18 protein-coding genes are annotated in these 21,671 nt (G+C 36.0%); 7 read left to right on the top strand and 11 right to left on the bottom strand.

The genetic code is table 11. The annotated features are described in order from the left end of the window. The 3 genes from D7004_RS20825 to obgE form a co-directional block, all read left to right on the top strand. Window positions 1-232, top strand: a 232-nt coding sequence (locus D7004_RS20825; protein WP_208646816.1) for a hypothetical protein, incomplete at its 5' end; no start/stop codon positions are given. A gap of 823 nt (window positions 233-1,055) precedes the next feature. Further along, complete coding sequence (locus D7004_RS09505) at window positions 1,056-1,625, top strand: adenylate kinase (RefSeq protein ID WP_123205625.1); 570 nt, start codon at window positions 1,056-1,058, stop codon at window positions 1,623-1,625. A gap of 163 nt (window positions 1,626-1,788) precedes the next feature. Beyond that, window positions 1,789-2,784 carry a GTPase ObgE gene (gene obgE, locus D7004_RS09500; protein ID WP_123205624.1) on the top strand — a complete coding sequence of 332 codons (996 nt, stop codon included), beginning with the start codon at window positions 1,789-1,791 and terminating at the stop codon, window positions 2,782-2,784. 133 nt (window positions 2,785-2,917) lie between these two features. Here obgE and D7004_RS09495 read toward each other — a convergent pair whose 3' ends face one another. After that, entirely contained in the window at window positions 2,918-3,502 is a 585-nt protein-coding gene (locus D7004_RS09495) for a YdcF family protein (RefSeq protein ID WP_167459458.1), read from the bottom strand. Window positions 3,503-3,791: 289 nt separating this feature from the next. Beyond that, entirely contained in the window at window positions 3,792-4,157 is a 366-nt protein-coding gene (locus tag D7004_RS09490; protein WP_123205622.1) for a YtxH domain-containing protein, read from the bottom strand. Between the two features lie 353 nt (window positions 4,158-4,510). On the opposite strand from D7004_RS09490, the gene D7004_RS09485 reads away from it, so the two are divergent. The 4 genes from D7004_RS09485 (at window position 4,511) to D7004_RS09470 (ending at window position 10,189) form a co-directional block, all read left to right on the top strand. After that, entirely contained in the window at window positions 4,511-4,891 is a 381-nt protein-coding gene (locus D7004_RS09485) for an OsmC family protein (RefSeq protein ID WP_123205621.1), read from the top strand. An 88-nt stretch (window positions 4,892-4,979) separates the two neighbouring features. After that, window positions 4,980-6,233: a DUF2130 domain-containing protein gene (locus D7004_RS09480; protein ID WP_123205620.1), complete on the top strand. Its 1,254-nt coding sequence runs from the start codon at window positions 4,980-4,982 to the stop codon at window positions 6,231-6,233. 1,061 nt (window positions 6,234-7,294) lie between these two features. Next, window positions 7,295-9,430, top strand: a complete 2,136-nt coding sequence (locus tag D7004_RS09475; protein WP_244214281.1) for a glycoside hydrolase family 97 protein — start codon at window positions 7,295-7,297, stop codon at window positions 9,428-9,430. 282 nt (window positions 9,431-9,712) lie between these two features. Then, the gene (locus D7004_RS09470; protein WP_208646815.1) at window positions 9,713-10,189 is read left to right on the top strand and encodes an acyl-CoA thioesterase; all 477 of its coding nucleotides are present in this window, start codon (window positions 9,713-9,715) and stop codon (window positions 10,187-10,189) included. Here the strand turns inward: D7004_RS09470 and D7004_RS09465 are convergent, their stop codons facing one another. The 9 genes from D7004_RS09465 to D7004_RS09430 form a co-directional block, all read right to left on the bottom strand. Then, on the bottom strand, window positions 10,190-11,839 hold the full coding sequence (locus tag D7004_RS09465; RefSeq protein WP_123205618.1) for a PAS domain-containing sensor histidine kinase: 1,650 nt from the start codon (window positions 11,837-11,839) through the stop codon (window positions 10,190-10,192). Between the two features lie 487 nt (window positions 11,840-12,326). Next, window positions 12,327-14,075, bottom strand: coding sequence for an ATP-binding protein (locus tag D7004_RS09460; protein ID WP_123205617.1), 1,749 nt, complete (start codon window positions 14,073-14,075; stop codon window positions 12,327-12,329). A gap of 263 nt (window positions 14,076-14,338) precedes the next feature. Continuing rightward, entirely contained in the window at window positions 14,339-15,457 is a 1,119-nt protein-coding gene (locus tag D7004_RS09455; RefSeq protein ID WP_123205616.1) for a sensor protein KdpD, read from the bottom strand. Then, on the bottom strand, window positions 15,438-15,641 hold the full coding sequence (locus tag D7004_RS20650) for a hypothetical protein (protein WP_167459457.1): 204 nt from the start codon (window positions 15,639-15,641) through the stop codon (window positions 15,438-15,440). Before D7004_RS20650 ends, D7004_RS09455 begins: the two co-directional genes overlap by 20 nt. A 9-nt stretch (window positions 15,642-15,650) precedes the next feature. Beyond that, the gene (locus D7004_RS09450) at window positions 15,651-16,721 is read right to left on the bottom strand and encodes a porin (protein ID WP_123205615.1); all 1,071 of its coding nucleotides are present in this window, start codon (window positions 16,719-16,721) and stop codon (window positions 15,651-15,653) included. A 249-nt stretch (window positions 16,722-16,970) separates the two neighbouring features. After that, window positions 16,971-17,531, bottom strand: coding sequence for a potassium-transporting ATPase subunit KdpC (gene kdpC, locus D7004_RS09445; protein ID WP_123205614.1), 561 nt, complete (start codon window positions 17,529-17,531; stop codon window positions 16,971-16,973). Window positions 17,532-17,612: 81 nt separating this feature from the next. Further along, on the bottom strand, window positions 17,613-19,640 hold the full coding sequence (kdpB, locus tag D7004_RS09440; protein WP_123205613.1) for a potassium-transporting ATPase subunit KdpB: 2,028 nt from the start codon (window positions 19,638-19,640) through the stop codon (window positions 17,613-17,615). A gap of 105 nt (window positions 19,641-19,745) precedes the next feature. Further along, entirely contained in the window at window positions 19,746-21,464 is a 1,719-nt protein-coding gene (kdpA, locus tag D7004_RS09435) for a potassium-transporting ATPase subunit KdpA (protein ID WP_123205612.1), read from the bottom strand. 34 nt (window positions 21,465-21,498) lie between these two features. After that, a complete protein-coding gene (locus tag D7004_RS09430) occupies window positions 21,499-21,576 on the bottom strand; it encodes a potassium-transporting ATPase subunit F (RefSeq protein WP_082468366.1) in 78 nt (25 codons plus the stop codon). Window positions 21,577-21,671 lie beyond the last annotated feature (95 nt).

Genomic DNA, 21,671 nt, shown 5'->3' with positions numbered 1-21,671 from the left:
CAAATTTATTGGTATATGCAACAGGGCCTTCAAGACAGCTACTCCGTTTAAATACATAACTGATAATGCAAAAGCCACACTACTCTTGAAGGACAAAGCCACAGGACAAGTACTATTTACTTTGCCTGATGTAGAGCTTAAAAAAGGATTTGTCTATTCGGTTTGGGCTAAAGGATTAAATGCCACGACAGTTGATACTCAGAAAATAAGCCTTAAGGTTTCAGCACACTAAGGATAAAATTCTACTTTACTTAGGCCTGGAGCTGCTTTGCCCCAGGCTTTTTACAACAAGGCGTTGCTCATCACGAGCCCACCCTTTATAAAAGTTAGTTTGAGTATACAGGGACGTCTAAAAGAAATTAAAATACGTATTATTTCTCCACGAAAAAGTTGGTAATATATGTTCTCCAAATAACGGATTGGGAAAGAAAATTAAAAAATCTTCATCTTTAAAAATTAGACTATTTATATCTTGATATACTCGATTAATTGGGTTCGATTGAAAGCCTTACAGCCTACTTAAAAAATCGCAGTATCGTATTTTTTAAAGTAAATTTTCAGATTAAATTCTGTCTGATCTCATATTTTTTTATATCTACAAAACCTTGCATGATTTCCTTAAAAATGGCCTTTAAGCAATCTTGAGTTTGTTAATCTAACTTCCTAGATATCCTTTCTAAAAGTGTTAATAGAGGTATAATTTGTTCAATTTGATTCCCTACAAGTGCACATAGAGAGGATATCATTTTTGATTCCTCTTTTTTTGTTTTATATCATATTGCCTGTAAGAAAGTTCCAATTTCTCTTAGATTGTTTATAGCATTTCCTAAAAATTTTGATTTAAGGATATATTCTTCAAATTCTTTTGTAGAATAGTTTAGATAGGTTTTAAACTACTATGTTTTTTAAATAAATAACCAATAATAATGGCATGTAAATTAATAATTATATATTTGCAGCCTTGAAAAGCAGCAATTTATCTGATTTCATGTTATTTTTTGTAAGCCCTAGGAATAAGGCTTTTTTAATTTTTGAAGACAACCTAAACCACGTTGATGCTTAATTTAGTTCTCTTTGGCCCTCCGGGGGCGGGTAAAGGTACCCAATCCGAAAAATTGATAGCAAAATATCAATTGTTACATATTTCAACCGGCGATTTGTTTAGAGCACATGTAAAGGGAGAAACCAAATTAGGAAAAAAAGTTAGCCAGTTATTGGCAGATGGCGAATTAGTACCTGATGCAATTACGATAGCCATGCTTGAAGAAGAGGTAGATAAAAATCCTGATGCAAAAGGATTTGTGTTTGATGGTTTTCCACGTACAGTGCCTCAAGCTATTGAGCTTGATTTATTTTTAGAGCGTAAAGGCAGTAAAATTGCCGGTGTTATTGCTTTAGATGTAGATCAGGAAGAATTAACAAAACGCATTGCAGAACGCCACAAAGTTAGCGGCCGACCTGATGACGATGCTGAAAAGTTGAAAAAACGTATTTCAGAGTATTTTGATAAAACTATTCATGTATTGCCTTATTATGAGGAACAAGGAAAGTTGAACAAAGTAAATGGAATTGGAGAGATTGAAACAGTTTACAATGACCTTTGCTCGGTTATTGATAAATTCTAATACAATATTTAAATAATTGCATCCGCAAAAAAAAGCATTAGTTGTTTTTTGCGGATGTTTGTTTTTTAGCGATTTTTACATATAAAAAATCGAGAATATAAATGCAGTAATTTTATCGTCGATTTCAAAATTTAAAATCGTCAATCTAAAATCGTCAATCAATATGTCACAAGGTTCAAATTTCGTAGATTATGTAAAGATTTGTTGTCGTTCTGGTAAAGGCGGGGCAGGTTCAGCACATTTGCATCGTGATATTTTAACATCAATGGGCGGTCCTGATGGCGGCGATGGCGGTCGTGGTGGCCATATCATTGTTGTTGGCAGCAGTAATATTTGGACATTACTACACCTTAAATACCGCAAACACATCATTGCTGAAGATGGTTTAGCAGGTGGAAGTTCACATAAATTCGGGCGCCAAGGTAAGGATGAAATTTTAGAGGTTCCACTTGGAACCATTGCTAAAGATGCAGAAACCGGCGAAGTGCTTTTTGAAATTACTAAAGATGGCGAAACCAAAATTCTAACACCTGGTGGTCGCGGAGGTTTGGGTAATGCACATTTTAAAAACTCAGTTCAGCAAACACCACGTTTTGCACAGCCCGGCGAGCAAGGAAAAGAAGTTTGGAATATTCTCGAACTTAAAGTATTAGCAGATGTTGGTTTAGTTGGTTTTCCAAATGCGGGAAAATCTACTTTACTTTCGGTAGTTTCAGCCGCCAAACCAGAAATTGCTGATTATCCTTTTACTACAATCGTTCCAAACCTTGGAATTGTAAGTTATCGTGGAGGAAAATCATTTGTGATGGCCGATATACCCGGAATCATTGAGGGTGCATCGAAAGGGAAAGGTTTAGGTTATCGTTTTTTACGCCACATCGAGCGTAACTCTGTATTGTTATTTATGGTTCCTGCTGATACGAGCAGAACGATAAAAGAAGAATATGAAATATTAAAAAGGGAATTGGAATCTTACAATCCTGAATTAATGCAAAAACCGCATGTTTTAGCCATTACAAAATCTGATATGTTGGATGAAGAATTAATGGATGAAATGAAACAGGATTTGCCTAAAATTCCATCTATATTTATTTCATCGGTGGCCGAAAAAAATATCTTGGAATTGAAAGATATGCTTTGGAAAGCTATTGACGCGTAGAAATCAAAAATCAAAAATCAAAAGTAAAAAGTAAAAAGTAAAAAGTAAAAAGTAAAAAGTCCGAATTCAGAAGAATTTGTTAATGGATTTTGTATTCTAAAATGACAGCTAACTCATTTTGCATAGCTAGCAACTACGTTCTCATTCTATCAACAATTAAACCCACCCATTCTTTTAAAATAAACTGCCAGTATGCAAAAGCTCCGGCATCAGGTAAATAATAATCAGAAATGTCATAGTTTTCTTTTCCAAAATAATCAGTAGGATAATAATCCAACTTGCGATTAAAGATTTTGTCAAAAATCATTTTTGAACGCGGAATATGCCATGCACTGGTAATCACAAGGATCGATGGATTTAGCTTAGTTTTGCTTATCAGCTCAAAAGTATATTTAGCGTTTTCAATGGTGTTTTTGCTTTTATTTTCTACTAAAATTACTGAATCAGGAATGCCAATATTTTTCAGGTATTTTGCAGTTAAATCTGCTTCAATAGATTCTGATCCAATCAACTTGCCAGAGCCACCGCTGATTAAAATTTTTTTGATAATACCTTTTTTGAACAAATTGATGGTTTGTATAAGCCTGTCTCCACGCTCATTAACAGCTAAATCACTGTGCTGTGTTGATTTTGAGAACCCGCCCAACAAAACCCCAAATTCATACTTTGCGGGTTCAGGATATTTAGCTTCATAGAGGTTATAAACTTTCCCAATCAAAAAACGATTAGAAAAAATGAACAATAGTGCAAAGGCAACTATTAAGAGCTTCTTTCTGTTTTGTTGTCTTTTCGCAAAAATTGCGAATAACAGCGTAATCAAAATCCAAATGATTGGCTGTAGTATAAAAATTAACAATTTAGAAAGAATAAAAGCCATAGAGCGAAATTACAGCTCAAATGTATAATCTAAATCAATTAAATGATAATTTAACAGAGTATCTAATCAGACAATTGTTAATTAGATACTCTGATTGTAGGTAAGACCGTTTAATAATATTAACAAAGCATTATGCTTGTTCCTCGTCAGTTTGACCATTTTGATGTGCGCTATCTAAGATGTCTTTCACATCAGATTTGCGTTTTTTTTCAACTTTATGTTTAAAATGTGGAATTTCCTGTTCTACAATATCCTCTTCAATTGCCTCCACGCCGAATACTTTTTCCTTTAACAAATTATATTTATCTTGAAAACCATAACGTAAATTTTTCGCACCACCTGCAATTTTTCCTCTAGTATTTGCCCCTCTATCTGGTGCAAACAATATGCTAATTATTGTTCCAACTGCCAAGCCTGCAACCATTGCTAAGGCAACTTGGGCAGTATTATTAGATTTTTTTTCAAAGTATTTTCCGATTAACTTTCTGTATTTCATAATGATAAGATTTATATAAGAAACAAATGCACTGATGTAATGTTTCGGAAATATGAAAAGGGTAAATATGTATAATTATAGCTAAGTTTAAATTGGCTAACGAGTAGATTTGATGAGGGAATTAGTCGGGTTTTCGTTAATAGTAAGATGAGCTGATTGCTGTAGACCTGATTAAAGTGGAAATCCTTTTTTGAAGCACTTAATGAATGTAATTATCCTGTAGTTTCTTCATGCAATAGCGTACAAAATAACCATTACAGCTGTCAAAAAAGATTGAAACGAAAAGCAGGACTATCGGAACCGATAAAAGACAGAATAAGCTTTTCTAACTAGTATTCTAAAAATAAAAATATATGGTAAAAGCAACAATTAACAAAGAACATTACGCTTGTTTGGTAACAAATGGCTCGCACGAAGTTATCATCGATGAGCCTTTAGAATTAGGAGGTACAGATAAAGGTTTTGCCCCAAAAGGTTTACTAATGGCATCTTTGGCGTCGTGTGTGGCCATAACGTTACGAATGTATGTGGATAGAAAAGGTTGGGCGGTTGATAAAATTGAGGTGGAAGTGAACATGGGTATCGAAAATGCAGAAAATATTTTTCTCGAGGAAATTACATGCACCGGCGATTTGACTGATGAGCAGAAACAAAGGTTGGAAGACATTGCGGCTAAATGCCCGGTAAGTAAAATTCTAACGGCAGGAAACGAAGTTCGCTCAAAAGTGTTGTAAGCAAAACGTGCAAAACTCGTTTACTTATTGCTAAAAAGCTTTGATATATTTGTATGCCTTCAGGTTTGTATGAAGTGATAAAATATTTATGGCGACTGAAATTAAATGCCCCAACTGTGCCCATGTTTTTCCGATGGAAGAGGCCATGGCCGAAGATTATAAGAAAGAGCTGCGAGAGAAAATGGTAAGTTTTACCAGGCAAAAAGATGAAGAATTTCAGCGAAAACTGCAAGCTTTTGAATCGGAAAAGCAACTTCAACAGAAAGCTTTCGATGCCAAATTGGTAGAAGAGAAAAATAAATTGAAAGTTGATTTGGAGGAAAATCTGCGTAAAAGTATCGCGTCTGATTTTGAAACCAAATTACAAATGCTGGAAGGAAATGCCCGGGATAATGAAGAAAAATTAAAGCTGGCCCGTGAAAAGGAATTGGAGTTTCTGCGTCGCGAGCAAAGTTTGAAATTGAAAGAGGAAGAAATGGAATTAGCCTTTCAACGTAAAATGCAAGAGCAGCGTAACGAGTTGGTTGAGCAAATCAGGAAACAAGAAGCCGAAAAAAATAGCATTAAAGATACCGAACATCAGTTGCGTTTACGTGAGCTGGAAAAACAGCTTGATGACCAGAAAAAACTGGCTGAAGAAATGAAACGCAAAGCTGAGCAAGGCAGCATGCAGTTGCAAGGCGAAGTGCAGGAATTGATTTTAGAAGAATTGTTGCGCAGTAATTTTCCGTTCGATTTAATTGAAGAGGTTGGCAAAGGTGTGCGTGGTGCCGATTGTGTACAAGTGGTGCGTAATCAGTTTGGGCAAGAATGCGGCAAAATTATCTATGAAAGTAAACGTACCAAAGATTTTGGCGGCGATTGGATTGAAAAGCTGAAGAAAGATATGCGAAGTATGGGCGTTGATGTTGCTGTAATTGTGAGTCAATGTTACCCTAAAGGCATGGACTGCTTCGGTCAAAGAGATGGTGTTTGGATATGTTCTTTTGAGGAAGTGAATGCAGTGGCTTATGTGTTGCGTGATGGAATTTTGCGCTTATCATCGGCCATGAAATCACAAGAGAATAGGGGAGACAAAATGCACATGTTGTACGATTATTTAACCGGAGCAGAATTTTCTGAACAATGGAAAGCCATCCGTGAGGGTTTTATGAGCATGAAATTATCTATTCAACGCGAACGCGATGCCATGGAACGTTTATGGAAAGCCCGTGAAAAACAATTAGAGAAAGTATTGTTGAACGCTACACACATTCGAGGTTCTATTGAGGGCATTGCAGGTAGCGACAGCATTCAATTGAGCTTAACTGATGATGACGATGATACATTGTTATTAGAATAGTTTTGCCACAGATAAACAGGATGAACACAGATTAAATTCAAGCTTATATTTCCTTAAATGTCTTATATGGTAAAAGTAAAATGAATGACTATGAATGTGAGTTATCCATAATAAGATTTTGAATACCTAAGGCACTAAAAGAATATGTAAGCTTAGATGTCTTAGGTGGTGATGTTGGTAGCAATAAAAACAAACATTAAAATTAATTACAGAGATTTCTCCGCAAGGTCGAAATGACGGTCGAAAAAAAATGAAAATAACCACGAATAGTTTTACCACAGATAAACAGGATGAACACAGATTAAACTCAAGCTTATATTTCCTTAAATGTCTTATATGGTAAAAGTAAAATGAACGACTATGAATGTGAGTTATCTATGATAAGATTTTGAATACCTAAGGCACAAAAGAACGTTAAGCTTAGGTGTGCTAAGATGTCTTAGGTGGTGATTTTAGTAGCAATAAAAACAAACATTAAAATAAAGTACAAAGATTTCTCCGCAAGGTCGAAATGACGGTCGGAAAAAACAAAGGTGAAAATAACCACGAATAGTTTTACCACAGATAAACAGGATGAACACAGATTAAACTTAAGCTTATATTTCCTTACATGTCTTATATGGTAAAAGTAAAATGAACGACTATGAATGTCAGTTATTCATAATAAGATTTGAACACCTAAGGCGCAAAAGAATATGTAAGCTTAGGTGTGCTAAGATGTCTTAGGTGGTGAATATAATAGCAATAAAAACAAACATTAAAATAAAGTACAAAGATTTCTCCGCAAGGTCGAAATGACGGCCGGAAAAAACAAATGTGAAAATAACCACGAATAGTTTTGCCACAGATGAACAGGATGAACACAGATTAAACTCAAGCTTACATTTCCTTAAATGTCTTATATGGTAAAAGTAAAATGAACTATATTTAAATCTGAATCATCCACTAAAAGATTTTAACAACCTAAGGAACAAAAAAACATTAAGCTTAGGTGTGCTAAGATGTCTTAGGTGGTGATTTATAATAGCAATAAAAACAAACATTAAAATAAATTATATACAGTGAATAAAAAACGAAACTACAAACCCTTTAAGCGCTCTACATTATTAACAACACTTTGCTTTTTGCTTATTGGCATAACTGCCTTCGCACAGGAATTAAAATCTCCTGATGCTAATCTGGTGGCTAAGTTTGCGCTTGCAGATGGTGGCGTACCAACATACAGCCTGAAATACAAAGGCAAAGATGTTATTAAAAGCAGCAAGCTTGGTTTAGAACTTAAAGATGGCAAATCTTTAATGAATGGCTTCTCCATAACCGATACCAAAACCAATACTTTTAACGAAACCTGGAAACCGGTTTGGGGAGAAGTGAAGGAAATCGTAAATCACTATAACGAATTGGCGGTTACCTTAACACAAAGGGAAACCAACCGTTTTATCATTATTCGTTTGCGTTTGTTTAATGACGGTTTGGGTTTTAGATATGAATTTCCAGAACAGAAATACCTGGATTACTTCGTAATAAAAGAAGAAAAAACACAGTTTGCATTGGCCGGCGACCATAAAGCATTTTGGTTGCCCGGCGATTATGATACTCAGGAATACAGCACCATGACTTCGAACTTATCAGAGGTACGTAGTAAAATGAAAGTTGCAGTTACGCCAAATGCATCGCAAACAACGTTTTCGCCAACAGGTTTACAAACGCCTTTAATGATGAAAAGTAAAGATGGATTGTACATCAACATTCATGAGGCAGCTTTAATTAATTACTCTTTAATGTCATTAAATCTTGATGATAAAAACATGGTTTTAGAATCATGGTTAACGCCAGATGCTATAGGTGATAAAGGTTATTTACAAGCGCCTTGTTTATCACCATGGAGAACCATTATTGTAAGCGATAAAGCGGGCGATATTTTAACTTCTAAACTAACCTACAACTTAAATGAGCCTACAAAATTTAAAGATGTTTCGTGGATAAAACCAACTAAATATGTTGGCGTTTGGTGGGAAATGATTACCGGAAAAAGTACCTGGGCTTACAACGATTTAACCAGCGTACAATTGGGTGTAACGGATTATTCGAAAACCAAACCTAACGGAAAACATGCCGCGAATACTGCTCATGTAAAAGAATACATCGATTTTGCCGCTAAAAATGGCTTAGATGCGGTTTTAGTTGAAGGCTGGAATGAAGGTTGGGAAGACTGGTTCGGTAAAACGAAAGATTATGTTTTCGATTTTGTAACGCCATACCCCGATTTTGATGTGAAAGAATTGCATCGCTATGCGGCCAGTAAAGGCATTAAAATGATTATGCACCATGAAACATCTTCGTCGGTTCGTAATTATGAAAGGCATCTTGATACCGCTTACAAATTTATGAAAGCCAATGGCTACGATGCCGTAAAAAGTGGTTACGTAGGCAATATGATTCCCCGTGGTGAGCATCATTATGGTCAGTGGTTAAACAATCATTATTTATATGCCATTGAAAAAGCTGCCGAATACAAGATAATGGTAAATGCACATGAGGCTGTTCGGCCGACAGGTTTGGCTCGTACGTATCCAAATTTAATTGGCAACGAATCTGCTCGTGGTACCGAATATGAGGCGTTCGGCGGCAACAATGCCGACCATACCACAATCTTGCCATTCACACGTTTAATTGGCGGTCCGATGGATTACACGCCTGGCATTTTCGAAACCAGAGTAAGTGCCTACAATCCTGATAACAAATCTTTCGTTCACACCACATTGGCTCGCCAGCTGGCTTTATATGTAACCATGTATAGTCCGTTGCAAATGGCTGCAGATTTACCAGAAACCTACAATAAATATATGGATGCTTTCCAGTTTATTAAAGATGTGGCTGTAGATTGGGATGATACGAAAGTTTTAGAGGCTGAACCTGGAGATTACATCACATTTGCCCGTAAAGCGAAAGGTAAAAATAACTGGTTTGTTGGAAGAACCAATGATGAAGTTGCCCGTACATCAAAAATCGATTTTAGCTTTTTAGATGCAGGTAAAAAATATACTGCCACGATTTACGCTGATGCGAAAGATGCGCATTACGAAACCAATCCAAAAGCTTATACCATTCGTAAAATGGAGGTAACCAATAAAACAAAATTGACTCAATATTGTGCACCAGGAGGTGGTTATGCAATTAGCATAATGGCAAAATAAGTGTAGGTTTAACCGCAAAGGCGCAAAGTTTTTCGCAAAGCACACCAAGTGTATTTGTTATTAAGAGGGTGTATCATTTTTAAAAAAAAGATGAACACCCTCTTTTTTTATTAGTTAATCGGCGGCTTCTTCATTTCGAGGCACGAAGCAATCTCTATCTGAACTATTTTTTTATATCTTCAAGTTGACAATGATAGGATATCGAAAAAACCAAAACTTAATTTTCTTTGCGTTTCACTTTGTGTACTTTGCGGTCAATTTAATTACTTTAAATCTGTCAACATGGCTAAAATCAAAAACCACATCGAACTTCAATTTTTAAGTGAACCATCTGATGTAAATTATGGTGGAAAAGTACATGGTGGTATGATGATGAAATGGATTGACCAGGCTGCTTTCGCTTGTGCATTACAATGGAGCCAAACCTATTGTGTTACGGTTTATGTTGGTGGAATTAGGTTTTTCCATCCGGTGCATATTGGCCACTTAGTTAAAATGGAAGCAAGGATAATCTACACAGGTAAAACGAGCATGCACATTGCTGTTGATGCTTTTTCGAAACCAGTGGGGCAGGCAGATTTTGTTAAAAACACACATTGTATTATTGTTTTTGTAGCTGTTGATGATAATGGTCAACCAAAGGCAATTCCATCATTTGCCCCAAAAACGGAAAAGGAAATTGCCATGCATGGTTATGCCATTAAGCTGATGGAATTGAGAAAAAGTATTGATAAAGAAATGGAACCTTATATTGTTTAACTAGTTTATTGGTAAACTAAAATAGAAGCTAGAACCTTTATTAACTTCGCTTTCAACCCAAATTTTACCTTTATGTCTTCGTACAATTTCTGCACTTAAATACAATCCGATACCGAAACCTGCAATGGTGTGATTGCTTTCTACTCTATAATATCTTTCGAAAAGTTTATCAATATCTTCAGGTTTGATTCCTATTCCATTATCTTTTATGTAGCACTCTACTGTATCATTATAAGTTCTACAATGTACATCAATATTGCCGCCGCCCGGAGAGTATTTTATTGCGTTGTTGAGTAAGTTAGAAATTACGTTCCCTATCTTATCTCTATCAGCATTAATTTCGACCGATTTATCAATATCTAGAGTAATGGTATGCGAGCTTTGCAGAATTCCGGCATCCTCCACAACTTCCTTAAAAAGTTCTCCTAAATCAAATTTGCGTTTATCAACTAGTAATTTTCCAGATTCTAATCTCGAAACGTTTAAAAAACCATTTATCATTACAGTCATTTTTTTAATCTGATTGTAAGCTTTTTCAAGAGCTATTGTAGCGAAGTTATCTTCAGATTTTCTTGCTTTAAGTTGCAATACCTGAACAAAACCATTTAAGGCTGTGAGTGGTGTTTTTAGTTCGTGGCTAACCATGCCTATGAAATCGTTCTTCCTAAGTTCATCAAGCTTACGCTCTGTAATGTCCATAAAAAGGCCAGAATATTCACTTGGTACCCCATTTTTATTTTTAAAAACTTTACCTGTAGCTTTTACCCATTTTACTACACCAGTTTGCAAATTTTTTACCGAATATTCCGAATCACTAGGTTCTTGATTTTCAATTGCATTACTTAAAGCTATAGTAAGCATGTTATGATACTCTGGAAGTATAGCTTTCATAACTAGTTCGAGATTTGGCTTTTGATGTAAAGGAATGCCTAATATGTTCTTTACAAAATCAGACATAGTTATTTCAAGCGTTTCGGGGTTTATACTCCAGGTACCCATATTAGCTGTGTCTATCGCTTGCAATAATCGTTCTTCAGAATCTGATAAATCTTTAACCCTGTCTTCAACCCTGTTTTCAAGCTCACGGTTTAAGTTGCTTAGGTTTTCCCTTGCTTCGTGCAATTCTTCATTCGTTGCATTCAGTTCCTCATTTGATGAAGCTAACTCTTCATTTATAGTGGCTAATTCTTCATTTAAAGCCTGTTCTCTTTCTAACGCAATTTCTTTTTCGGCGGCATCCCTTAATTGTTTTTGATTAATTACCCGTTCTGTAACATCAATAGCGGTATGGAGAATACAAAGTGTTCTGCCTTTATCATTTTTAATAGCCCGATATTCAAAATCAAAATAAAAGGTTTTAAGTGCGCCATCAATAATTAAATCTGCTGCGGTATCTTTTCCAGAAATTATAAGTCCTTCGTTCCAAACTTTTTTAAACATTTCTAAAAAGGGTTGCCCTTTTAATTCGGGTAAAGCTTCGCCGAGTGGTTTGCCAATTATGCTTCTATTTTTACCCCAAATGGTTAACATACTATCGTTGGCCATTTGAACGGAAGCATCTTCACCAATATGAATTGCAGTTGCTGTAGGTGTTACATTAAATACATCTAACAGTTGCTCTGAACTTAAAAACAAAGAATCTGAACTCATAAATTGGCGGGGTAATCTTTATCAAAAAAATTAAATATCTGATAATAACAAGATCATTAACGATATGTTTGCTTTTTGTTAAAGCTTTATGCCGACGGCTTTTATATGTCGTACCGAACTTGGAGAGGTATAATATTTTATGCTTTATAACCTTAGTTTGATTCTTAAACTTAATATTTTGCTACTTTATCCAGGAATTGCTCATACGACACATCTTGCTGAATTTATTTCAGCATCTTTCCTGCAAATAAGACCCTGAAATAAATTCAGGGTGACGAACACTAAAAATGCAGCTTATTAATAATGTGAAGGAAATTAATAATCGAACCCAAGTTTATAAGTGAATCTTAACATAACTGGATTAAGTAATTGCTGTATTTTCTTAATTTCTTAATGGTCTAAAATATTAGTTAACTTAAATTCGTTAGCGTAATAAAATAAAAAAATTACCAGTATCGCATTGCGAAAAAATATTGATAACAAAAATTTAACCAGCCACAGGTAAGGTAAAGCAAAATTTACTGCCTTCGCCAATTGCACTAATTACCCAAATTTTACCATCTTCGGCCTCGATAAAATCTTTAGAAATGGCTAAACCTAAACCCGAACCAGATTTGTTTTGCCCATCGGTTGGTACCTGAAAATAACGTTCGAATAATCGTTTTTGATATTTTTCGTCAATACCTTTTCCGAAATCCTGCACAGAGAACTGAATGAATTTATCTTTTTGGAAAACATCAATTACAACTTTCGATTTTTCGGAGCTGTAGCGTAAAGCGTTGGATAGAAAATTGACCAAAACCCATGCAGTTTTCTGAATATCAGCATTTACATTTGGAAGATTTTTATCGCAATTTAATTCTAAGTGAATTGATTTTTGGTCTGCCTGAAACTTAACAGCATCTATTGCATAATTTACAATATCTTCTGGTTTGGTGATGGCAAAGGTGAGTTTTAAATTCCCGGTTTCTACTTGTGATAAATCCAATAGCTCGCTGGTGATTTTTAACAATCTATCACTATCTTCTTTAATGTGGCTCAACAACTGACTTTGCTCTTCATTCATTTCACCAACACGTTCATCATTTAAGAGTTTTAAACTCATTTTTATGGATGAAAGCGGTGTTTTTAACTCATGCGATACCGTTGCGATAAAGTTGGTTTTAGCCTCATCCAACTCTTTAAACTGTGTGATGTTTTTTAATACATAAACACTTCCAGCCGATTTAGAAGATTCGAACAAGGTTTTGCCTTCTGTTATATCATAATTTGGGATGATGATTTCACGATTTTCGAGCAAGAAATACGATTCTTTTTCATCCGCGTAAATTTTAAGTGTTTTATTGTCCGTTTCTGGTTTGATAATTCTTTTTAAAAGTTCGTTCTTTTTCATCAATTCAGTAGCATTCTGACCAACGATTTTCTCTTCGTCAAGGTTCATCAGCTTTGCTGCTAAATGATTTAAAAACAAAATTTCGCCTTTTTCATTTAAACCAATAATGGCATCTTGCATTTGGGCAATTATGGCCTCGATTCGTAGTTTTTCTGATTTTAATTTAGATAGATTGCTGTTTTCCCATTCGTTTAATTTAACCACCATACCGTTAAATGCATCTGCAAGTTCAGTAAATTCATCGTTATTATCGAAAGTTAAACGTTGCTTGTAATTTTTGCGACTAATACCCCGAATTGCTGCACTAAATTCAGCCAAAGGATTCGCCACAAAACCAGGGAAATTAACGATGAAGGTGAAGAGGATAATAAAACTCAAAGTTGCTGCAATCATGATGTACAAATTTGCCCTGCCTGCGGCCTCATTAGCGAGTTCATTTTTTGCATAGATTGCTTTTAGATTCAGTTCTTCAATCTTTTGAAGTGCCGAACGCAAATCTCTTATGTTTTTTTGCTGTAAGCCTAGATTGGCATTCTGTAGTTGATTAAAACTGGATTCCAGTTTGATAAAAGCATCCTTTTCTCCTGTTTCGGTGATATTATTGCCTTCATCTTTCAGGTTTTTTGCAAAGCTTTGGGCTACCTGTGGCGATAGGGGAAAGGCATGCTCATCGACGATATTTCGCATGGCAGCAATATATCTTAACGATTTGTAATTGTCTTTCAGGATAACTTTTGATTTATCTGAAAGCTCATTCAGGAAGAACAATGCGATTAATCCGAAGGATAGAACGATGATGAAGAGAAATCCGAATCCGAGGCGGAGCTTGGTTTTTATTTTCATGGTTTTTGTTTTTTAACCGCAAAGTTTGCGGAGTTTTTCGCAAAGAGACGTAAAGCTACTTGCTTTAAACTTTGTGTTCTTTGCGGTTGCATTTTATTTTTACCCCCTAAGACACCTTAGTAAACCTAAGCTTATATGTTCTTAGGTGTCTTAGGTGGTATATTTTTATTACGATTGGTATAACTAAATCTATTTCTTAAATTTTACCACTTTAGTAAACCTAAGCTTGGATATTAATAGGTTTATTAGGTGGTATATTTTATTTACGAAAGTATAACCAAATCTATTTCCTGACTGGCTAAATTACGCAACAGTTGGTTAAAAATTGCCGTTCGCATAATCACTTGAAAAATATTTAAATGTGGCTTGCCAATACAAATGGTGGTTATTTCTTTTTCAGTTGCCATGTTAATAATACTTTGGGTAACCTGATTGCTTTTGATTTTAATTACTTCGGCGCCTAACTCTGTAGCCAGCTTAAAATGATTAATTAAATGTCGCTGTTTATCCAGTTTAATCTTATCGAAACTTTCGGCATCACTTTGTACGTATAAAACCACCCATGGAGACCGATAATAAGAGGCCAGACGAGCGGTTTTTCTAATTACTACACCTGCAGTTTCTGCATTGGATGATATGCAGGCTAAAAACCTTTCTGGTCGTAATTTGATTGATTTTGGTATTTCAGTTTGGATTTTTCGCTCCACCTGATGAACCACTTCTTTCAAAGCGAGTTCTCTTAATTGTAAAATTTTATCGGCCTGAAAAAAGTTTTCTAATGCCCTTTCAATTTTACTTTTATCATATATTTTTCCCTCCTTTAGTCTGGTAACCAGTTCATCAGCAGTTAAATCGATGTTTACGATTTCATCAGCAATTTCTAAAATTTTATCGGGAATTCTCTCGGTAACATTGATGCCGGTTATGTGCTCAATTTCTTCGTTTATACTTTCTAAATGCTGAATATTTACGGCTGATATTACACTAATTCCGGCTTCTAATAAATCGAAAACATCTTGCCAGCGTTTGGCATTTTTACTTCCCTCGGCGTTGGTGTGCGCCAGCTCATCCACAACTACGATTTCTGGATGCCGGTTTAAAATGCCTTGCAAATCCATTTCATCAATTTCCTTACCTCTGTAGAAAATATTTTTCCTTGGGATTAAGGGCAAGCCAGCAACCAATGCCTCGGTCTCTGCTCTTTTGTGAGTTTCTACATAACCAATGCAAACATCAATTCCACTACGCAAAAGTGCATGCGATTCCTGCAGCATCCGATAGGTTTTGCCCACACCGGCGCTCATCCCAATGTAGATTTTGAGTTTACCTCGTCTTGATTTTTTTATCAGCTCGAGAAACTTTTTAACCGAATCGTCTTTCATGGTTTAATGAAATATGTAAAATGTAAGATGGATGAGGGCAGATGAGCGACATGGAAGATGTAAAATGTTCGAGACGGGAGATGGATGATGGGAAATTTGCAAGATGTATTAATATATTGAACGACATTATCCCTCTTCCATTTTCCATCATCCATCCTTCCATGTTCCATCTCCCCTCATCCATTTTCCATCTCTAAAATGCTACTGCAATACTTGCTGTTAAAGTTGTATTCGCATTTACTGCATTGTTTTCTCGTACAAAAATTTTATCCTTGCTATCATAAGTTTTACCCTCTAAACGAATTACTGCATTCTGAATTGGCGAATAATCTAAGTTTAAAGAATAACCGTTTGTTTTAAATCCGTTAGGAGTTCCTGTCGAAATAAAAATACCATTTTTATCTTCATAATATTCGTATCGGCCAGCAATTGCCCATTTATCAGCAAATTTATATTGTGCAATAACCACTGGTGAAATTACTTCGTTTTTGTCGCTATTGCCTTTTAATTTTTGTTGTGTACCATAATCAAAACCAACTGTTAGTCCAAATTTATCAGTTACCTGGTAAATTGCATAAACATTGTGGTAAAAACGATTCACACGAACAGAATCTGCTCCTTCAGTTCCTAAGTAATTGCTATAGTTTAAGGTAATTTTATCGGTTGGTTTCCAGGTTAATTGCAAGCCACCAGCTGGTTTATTATTTCCATTTTGGCGGGTAATTCTTTGCCATCCATTTAAATAAAGTAAGGTAGCAGTTAATTTTCCATCTTGCGTACCGTAAGTTAGTTTCGCTCCTGATTCGTAATATGGTGTATTCTCTGAAGAAATGTTTCTGGTTAAAACCCAACAATCTTTAGAAATGGCACTTTCGAAACCGATGTGCGATGAAAATATACCGGCATCTACCCATAAATTTTCTGATTTTGATAATTTAACACCTGCATTCGCCTCAAAAATGTTTTTCAAAACACCAGGTTCTGCAGCTAAATTTGCGTTGGCATAAGTTCCGGCCATAACGGCTACGTTTGCTCTAATGTTGCCGCTATCGTAAGCTGCTTTTATAAATCCTAAATTTAAATTTACTTCGTTGCTGCGGTTGTGAGAATAAATAAATCCCGGACGATTATTGTCGGCAGGTTTGTTAAAATCGTAGCCATAGTAAGTTTCTAAGTATCCAGAAAATTTAACTTTTGGCTCGTCTTGAGCGAAAGCGGTAAGGGTTGCTGTTAATGTTGTTATAAGAGTGATTAGTTTTTTCATTATTATATTAGGATTACACCGTTTTTGTGATTTTATTGTTATTATCATTTCGACCGAAGTGGAGAAATCTTTTTTGGATGAAAATTAAGATTATAAGGATTGCTCCGCTTCGTTGCACTCCAGTCGAAATGACGAGCTTGTTAAATTTTTTTTTTAGAATCGTTATTGCGAGGTACAAAGCCTGCCTGCTTTAATAGGCTGTATCAAATGCATTAATTCCTTCGTACCTTGCAATTACCTGTTAAGCCATTATAAATTATCTAAGGCTAAATTCAATTTCAATACGTTTACCGATGATGGACCGAATAAGCCAAATAAAGGTTTTAAAGTGTTCATTGCTACCATTTCTTTAACCTTTTGCTCGCTGATTTTTCTAGCTTTAGCAACTCGTGCAATTTGAATGGCAGCACCTTCTTCAGAAATATTTGGATCTAAACCACTTCCTGATGCAGTAACCATATCTGCCGGGATTTGAGATTTTTCTAATCCTGGGTTGTATTTTAGAAGTGTATCAATTCTCGATTGAACATCTTTTAAGTGATCCGGATTTGATGGTCCTTTGTTTGAACCTGCAGAACCTGCTGCGTTATAACCAACGGCTGATGGTCTGCCCCAGAAATATTCTGGTTTGGTAAACGACTGACCTAAAAGTTCGTAGCCAACAGTTTTTCCGTTTTTAGTGATTTTTTCTCCTCCACCATTTCCTTTAGATAGTTTGCCTGCAAGTGCAATGCTGATTGGGTATATGATGCATAATAATACGATTAAAACTAAGGTTAAGCGTATCGATTGTATGATGTATTTTTTCATGATTTTATTTTTTTTGTTCTTCAAACTCTAACAAATTTGTTTTGCTATTTGCTATTAAATTTGTCAGAGCTTAAGGCACATTTATACAAATAATCCAACTAGTAAATCAATTATTTTAATGCCTATAAATGGTGCTACCACACCGCCAATACCATAAATAAACAGGTTTCTGCGTAATAAAGCGGTTGCGCCAATTGGTTTGTATGCCACGCCTTTTAATGCCAATGGAATTAAAATCGGAATGATAATCGCGTTGAAAATAACGGCCGACATAATTGCACTTTCCGGAGAATGCAAGCCCATAATATTTAAGCTTTGCAAAGCAGGAATTGAGGCGATAAATAATGCGGGTACAATGGCAAAATATTTCGCCACATCATTGGCAATAGAAAATGTAGTTAACGTTCCGCGGGTAATTAATAACTGTTTACCGATTTCTACAATTTCGATTAATTTTGTTGGGTCGTTATCTAAATCAACCATATTTCCTGCCTCTTTTGCGGCTTGTGTTCCGCTATTCATTGCAACACCAACATCGGCTTGTGCAAGTGCCGGAGCATCATTTGTACCATCACCCATCATGGCAACTAGTTTACCAAGGGCCTGTTCATCTTTAATGTAGTTCATTTTATCCTCAGGTTTTGCCTCAGCAATAAAATCATCTACACCAGCTTTTTCGGCAATGTATTTGGCAGTTAAGGGGTTATCACCAGTTACCATTACAGTTTTAACACCCATTTTGCGTAAGCGTTCAAAACGTTCGCTAATGCCTGGTTTGATAATATCCTGCAATTCGATAACACCCAAAGCTTTTTCGTTTTCAGAAACCACTAATGGCGTTCCACCGTTTGTTGCGATGGCTTTAACGTGGTCTTCAATATCTGATGGGAAAATATTTCCTGCTTTTTCTACAATGTTTCTAATCGAATCAAAAGCACCTTTTCTAATGCGTCGTCCATCCACTGTATCCAATCCGCTAGAACGGGTTTCGGCAGTAAATTTGATAAACGTAGAACCTTGAGGTGTACCCGAATTTTTAAATCCTTGTTCAGCAGCCAATTCGATAATCGATTTTCCTTCTGGAGTTTCATCAGCTAAAGAACTCAGTACACAAGCATCCGTAAAATCTTTAATAATTACGCCTGCAGTAGGATAAAAGTTGGTTGCTTTACGGTTACCAATGGTAATGGTTCCGGTTTTATCCAAAAGCAAAACATCAATATCGCCTGCAGTTTCTACCGCTTTACCAGATTTGGTAATCACGTTGGCTCTTAAAGCTCTGTCCATTCCGGCAATACCAATGGCCGATAATAAACCGCCAATTGTGGTTGGAATTAAACATACGAAAAGCGAAATTAAAGCTGCAATGGTAATTGGTGTATTGGCATAATCTGCGAAAGGTTTTAAGGTTACGCAAACAATTATGAACACCAATGTAAAGCTGGCTAATAGAATAGTTAAAGCAATTTCATTTGGTGTTTTCTGACGTGATGCGCCCTCTACCAAAGCAATCATTTTATCCAAGAAGCTTTCGCCAGGTGCGGTACTTACTTGTACTTTTATCTCATCTGATAATACTTTTGTACCACCAGTAACGGATGATTTATCGCCACCAGATTCGCGAATTACCGGAGCAGATTCTCCTGTAATGGCAGATTCATCAATGGTTGCAATACCTTCGATAATTTCTCCGTCAGTAGGAATGGTATCGCCTGTTTCGCAAACAAATACATCGCCTTTTTTTAACTGGTTAGAAGAACGGATTTCAATTGTTCCATTATCTAAAAGTACTTTTGCAGGTGTTTCTTCACGTGTTTTACGTAAGCTATCCGCTTGTGCTTTTCCTCTTGCCTCGGCAATGGCCTCCGCAAAATTGGCAAACAGAACGGTAAGCAAAAGCACGAGGAAGATGAAAAAGTTATATAAAGGAGAGCCTTGTCCGCTGTTGCTGAAAGAGTAAACCGTAACGTAAGCCATTACAAGCGTACCCACTTCTACAGTAAACATAACTGGGTTACGAACCATTACCCGTGGGTCGAGTTTGATGAAAGATTGTTTTAATGCAGTTTGCACTAAAGCAGGTTCGAACAATTTATTATTGGGTTTCATTTTAATTTATGTAAGATGTTTGATGTAATATGTTTGATGAAAGATGGAGGATGTAAAATGGATGATGTTTTAACACATTTCCTTACCCATCTTCCATCTTACATTCTACCTAATTAGTGTAAAATATTCTGCCAACGGACCTAAAGCCAGCGCCGGGAAATAAGAAAGTGCATTCAGTACTAAAATCACAGCAAAGGTCATCAACGCGAATGTTTTTGTATCTGGTTTTAATGTTCCTGCAGATTCTGGGATGAATTTTTTAGCACCTAATAAACCTGCAATAGCAACCGGACCAATGATTGGTAGGAAACGACCAAGGAAAATAATAACACCTGTTAATACGTTCCAGAATACGTTGTTATCTCCTAAACCTTCAAAACCAGAACCGTTGTTTGCATTAGATGATGTAACTTCATAAAGCATCTCAGAGAAACCATGAAAACCAGGGTTGTTTAACCACGCTTTTGGTTGTACTGCCCAGGCTGCATCACCATAATTGGTAAATACATAACTGGCAATTGCTGTTCCTGCTAAAATCATAAACGGACTTAGCAACGTAATAATTGCAGCAATTTTAATCTCTCTGGCCTCTACTTTATGGCCTAAAAACTCTGGTGTTCTACCCACCATTAAACCCGAAATAAATACGGCGATAATCAGGTAAATGAAATAGTTCAATAATCCAACACCACAACCACCATAAAATGCGTTAATCATCATGCCTAACAATTGCCATGTGCCCGACATTGGCATTGTACTATCATGCATGCTGTTTACAGAACCTGTAGAAATAATGGTAGTAACAGTTGCCCAATAAGCTGAGGCTGCTGGTCCGAAACGAACTTCCTTGCCTTCCATTGCGCCTGTTGTTTGCGAAATGCCCATTTTAGCCAAGGCAGGATTACCGCCAAGTTCTGAACTTATCATCGGTATAAGTAACAGGAACAACCCAATCGTCATTACACCGAAAATAGTCCAGGCTAATTTTTTTCTTCTGATGAAGTAACCAAATGCAATGACCATTGCTATCGGTATAATTACCTGTGCAATAAGTTCTACCATATTGGTAAAGTAGTTAGGGTTTTCAAATGGATGCGCAGAGTTAACACCGAAATATCCACCACCATTTGTTCCTAAATGTTTAATGGCAATCATTTGTGCCGCTGGTCCGCGAGAAACATTAACCGTATCGCCCTGAACAGAAATAAACTGGTCTTTACCTTCGTAACTTGCTGGTGTACCATTAAACGTTAAAATTAAAGCCATAATGATAGATAATGGCAATAATAAACGGGTAATTGCTTTTACAAAAAACTCCCAGAAGTTGCCTAATTGTGTTGCAGTTTTATCTCTAAAAGCTTTAAACAATACTACCGCTGCGGCAATACCAGTTGCAGCACTTACAAATTGAAGAAACATCAACACATATTGTTGTGTTAAATAACTTACACCGCTTTCTCCCGAATAATGTTGGAGATTACAGTTGGCTACGAAACTAATGATGGTATTAAAAGCCAAATCAGGTGTCATGCCTGGGTTTCCATCAGGGTTAAATGGCAGCTTATCTTGAAATATCAATACAAAAAAACCATAAACCAGCCATAAAACATTGATGGTTAGTAAGGCTTTCAATTGTTGTTTCCAGTCCATCTGTTCTTTAACGTTGATGCCTGAAAGTTTGTAAATTCCGTTTTCGAGCGGTTTTAAAAAGTCTGTCCAGACTTTCTCTCCTGCGAATACCTTTGCCAAGTATTTTCCCAAAGGGATGGCTATAATTAAGGTAAGCAGGAAGGTGGCAATAATGCCGGTTAATTCAGTGTTCATTTTTAAATGTTTTTTAAATTGCCTTTAAGGGAGGCTAAAATTTTTCGGGTTTAATCAACACGTAAATCATATAGATAAATACGGCGATTGCGATGATGAATAGTGCTAACATTTTCTTTAAATTTTTTCAAACCAATCAATAGAAAGGTAAGTTGCCCAGCAGAGCAGGATTAGAATTAAAAACAGGATAATTGTCATAACTTATTG

This window comes from Pedobacter jejuensis (assembly GCF_003725795.1).
GTDB classification, from domain to species: domain Bacteria; phylum Bacteroidota; class Bacteroidia; order Sphingobacteriales; family Sphingobacteriaceae; genus Pedobacter; species Pedobacter jejuensis.
This window is presented reverse-complemented; position numbering and strand designations above follow the sequence as displayed.

What these genes read in the sequence shown, in the direction of transcription:
- kdpB (WP_123205613.1), bottom strand. Translation starts at nt 19,640, where the DNA reads ATGAAACCCAATAATAAATTGTTCGAACCTGCTTTAGTGCAAACTGCA.
- D7004_RS09490 (WP_123205622.1), bottom strand. Translation starts at nt 4,157, where the DNA reads ATGAAATACAGAAAGTTAATCGGAAAATACTTTGAAAAAAAATCTAAT.
- D7004_RS09465 (WP_123205618.1), bottom strand. Translation starts at nt 11,839, where the DNA reads ATGAGTTCAGATTCTTTGTTTTTAAGTTCAGAGCAACTGTTAGATGTA.
- D7004_RS09480 (WP_123205620.1), top strand. Translation starts at nt 4,980, where the DNA reads ATGGCGACTGAAATTAAATGCCCCAACTGTGCCCATGTTTTTCCGATG.
- D7004_RS09470 (WP_208646815.1), top strand. Translation starts at nt 9,713, where the DNA reads ATGGCTAAAATCAAAAACCACATCGAACTTCAATTTTTAAGTGAACCA.
- D7004_RS09430 (WP_082468366.1), bottom strand. Translation starts at nt 21,576, where the DNA reads ATGTTAGCACTATTCATCATCGCAATCGCCGTATTTATCTATATGATT.
- D7004_RS20650 (WP_167459457.1), bottom strand. Translation starts at nt 15,641, where the DNA reads ATGGATGAGGGGAGATGGAACATGGAAGGATGGATGATGGAAAATGGA.
- kdpA (WP_123205612.1), bottom strand. Translation starts at nt 21,464, where the DNA reads ATGAACACTGAATTAACCGGCATTATTGCCACCTTCCTGCTTACCTTA.
- D7004_RS09485 (WP_123205621.1), top strand. Translation starts at nt 4,511, where the DNA reads ATGGTAAAAGCAACAATTAACAAAGAACATTACGCTTGTTTGGTAACA.
- D7004_RS09450 (WP_123205615.1), bottom strand. Translation starts at nt 16,721, where the DNA reads ATGAAAAAACTAATCACTCTTATAACAACATTAACAGCAACCCTTACC.
- obgE (WP_123205624.1), top strand. Translation starts at nt 1,789, where the DNA reads ATGTCACAAGGTTCAAATTTCGTAGATTATGTAAAGATTTGTTGTCGT.
- D7004_RS09460 (WP_123205617.1), bottom strand. Translation starts at nt 14,075, where the DNA reads ATGAAAATAAAAACCAAGCTCCGCCTCGGATTCGGATTTCTCTTCATC.
- D7004_RS09455 (WP_123205616.1), bottom strand. Translation starts at nt 15,457, where the DNA reads ATGAAAGACGATTCGGTTAAAAAGTTTCTCGAGCTGATAAAAAAATCA.
- D7004_RS09505 (WP_123205625.1), top strand. Translation starts at nt 1,056, where the DNA reads ATGCTTAATTTAGTTCTCTTTGGCCCTCCGGGGGCGGGTAAAGGTACC.
- kdpC (WP_123205614.1), bottom strand. Translation starts at nt 17,531, where the DNA reads ATGAAAAAATACATCATACAATCGATACGCTTAACCTTAGTTTTAATC.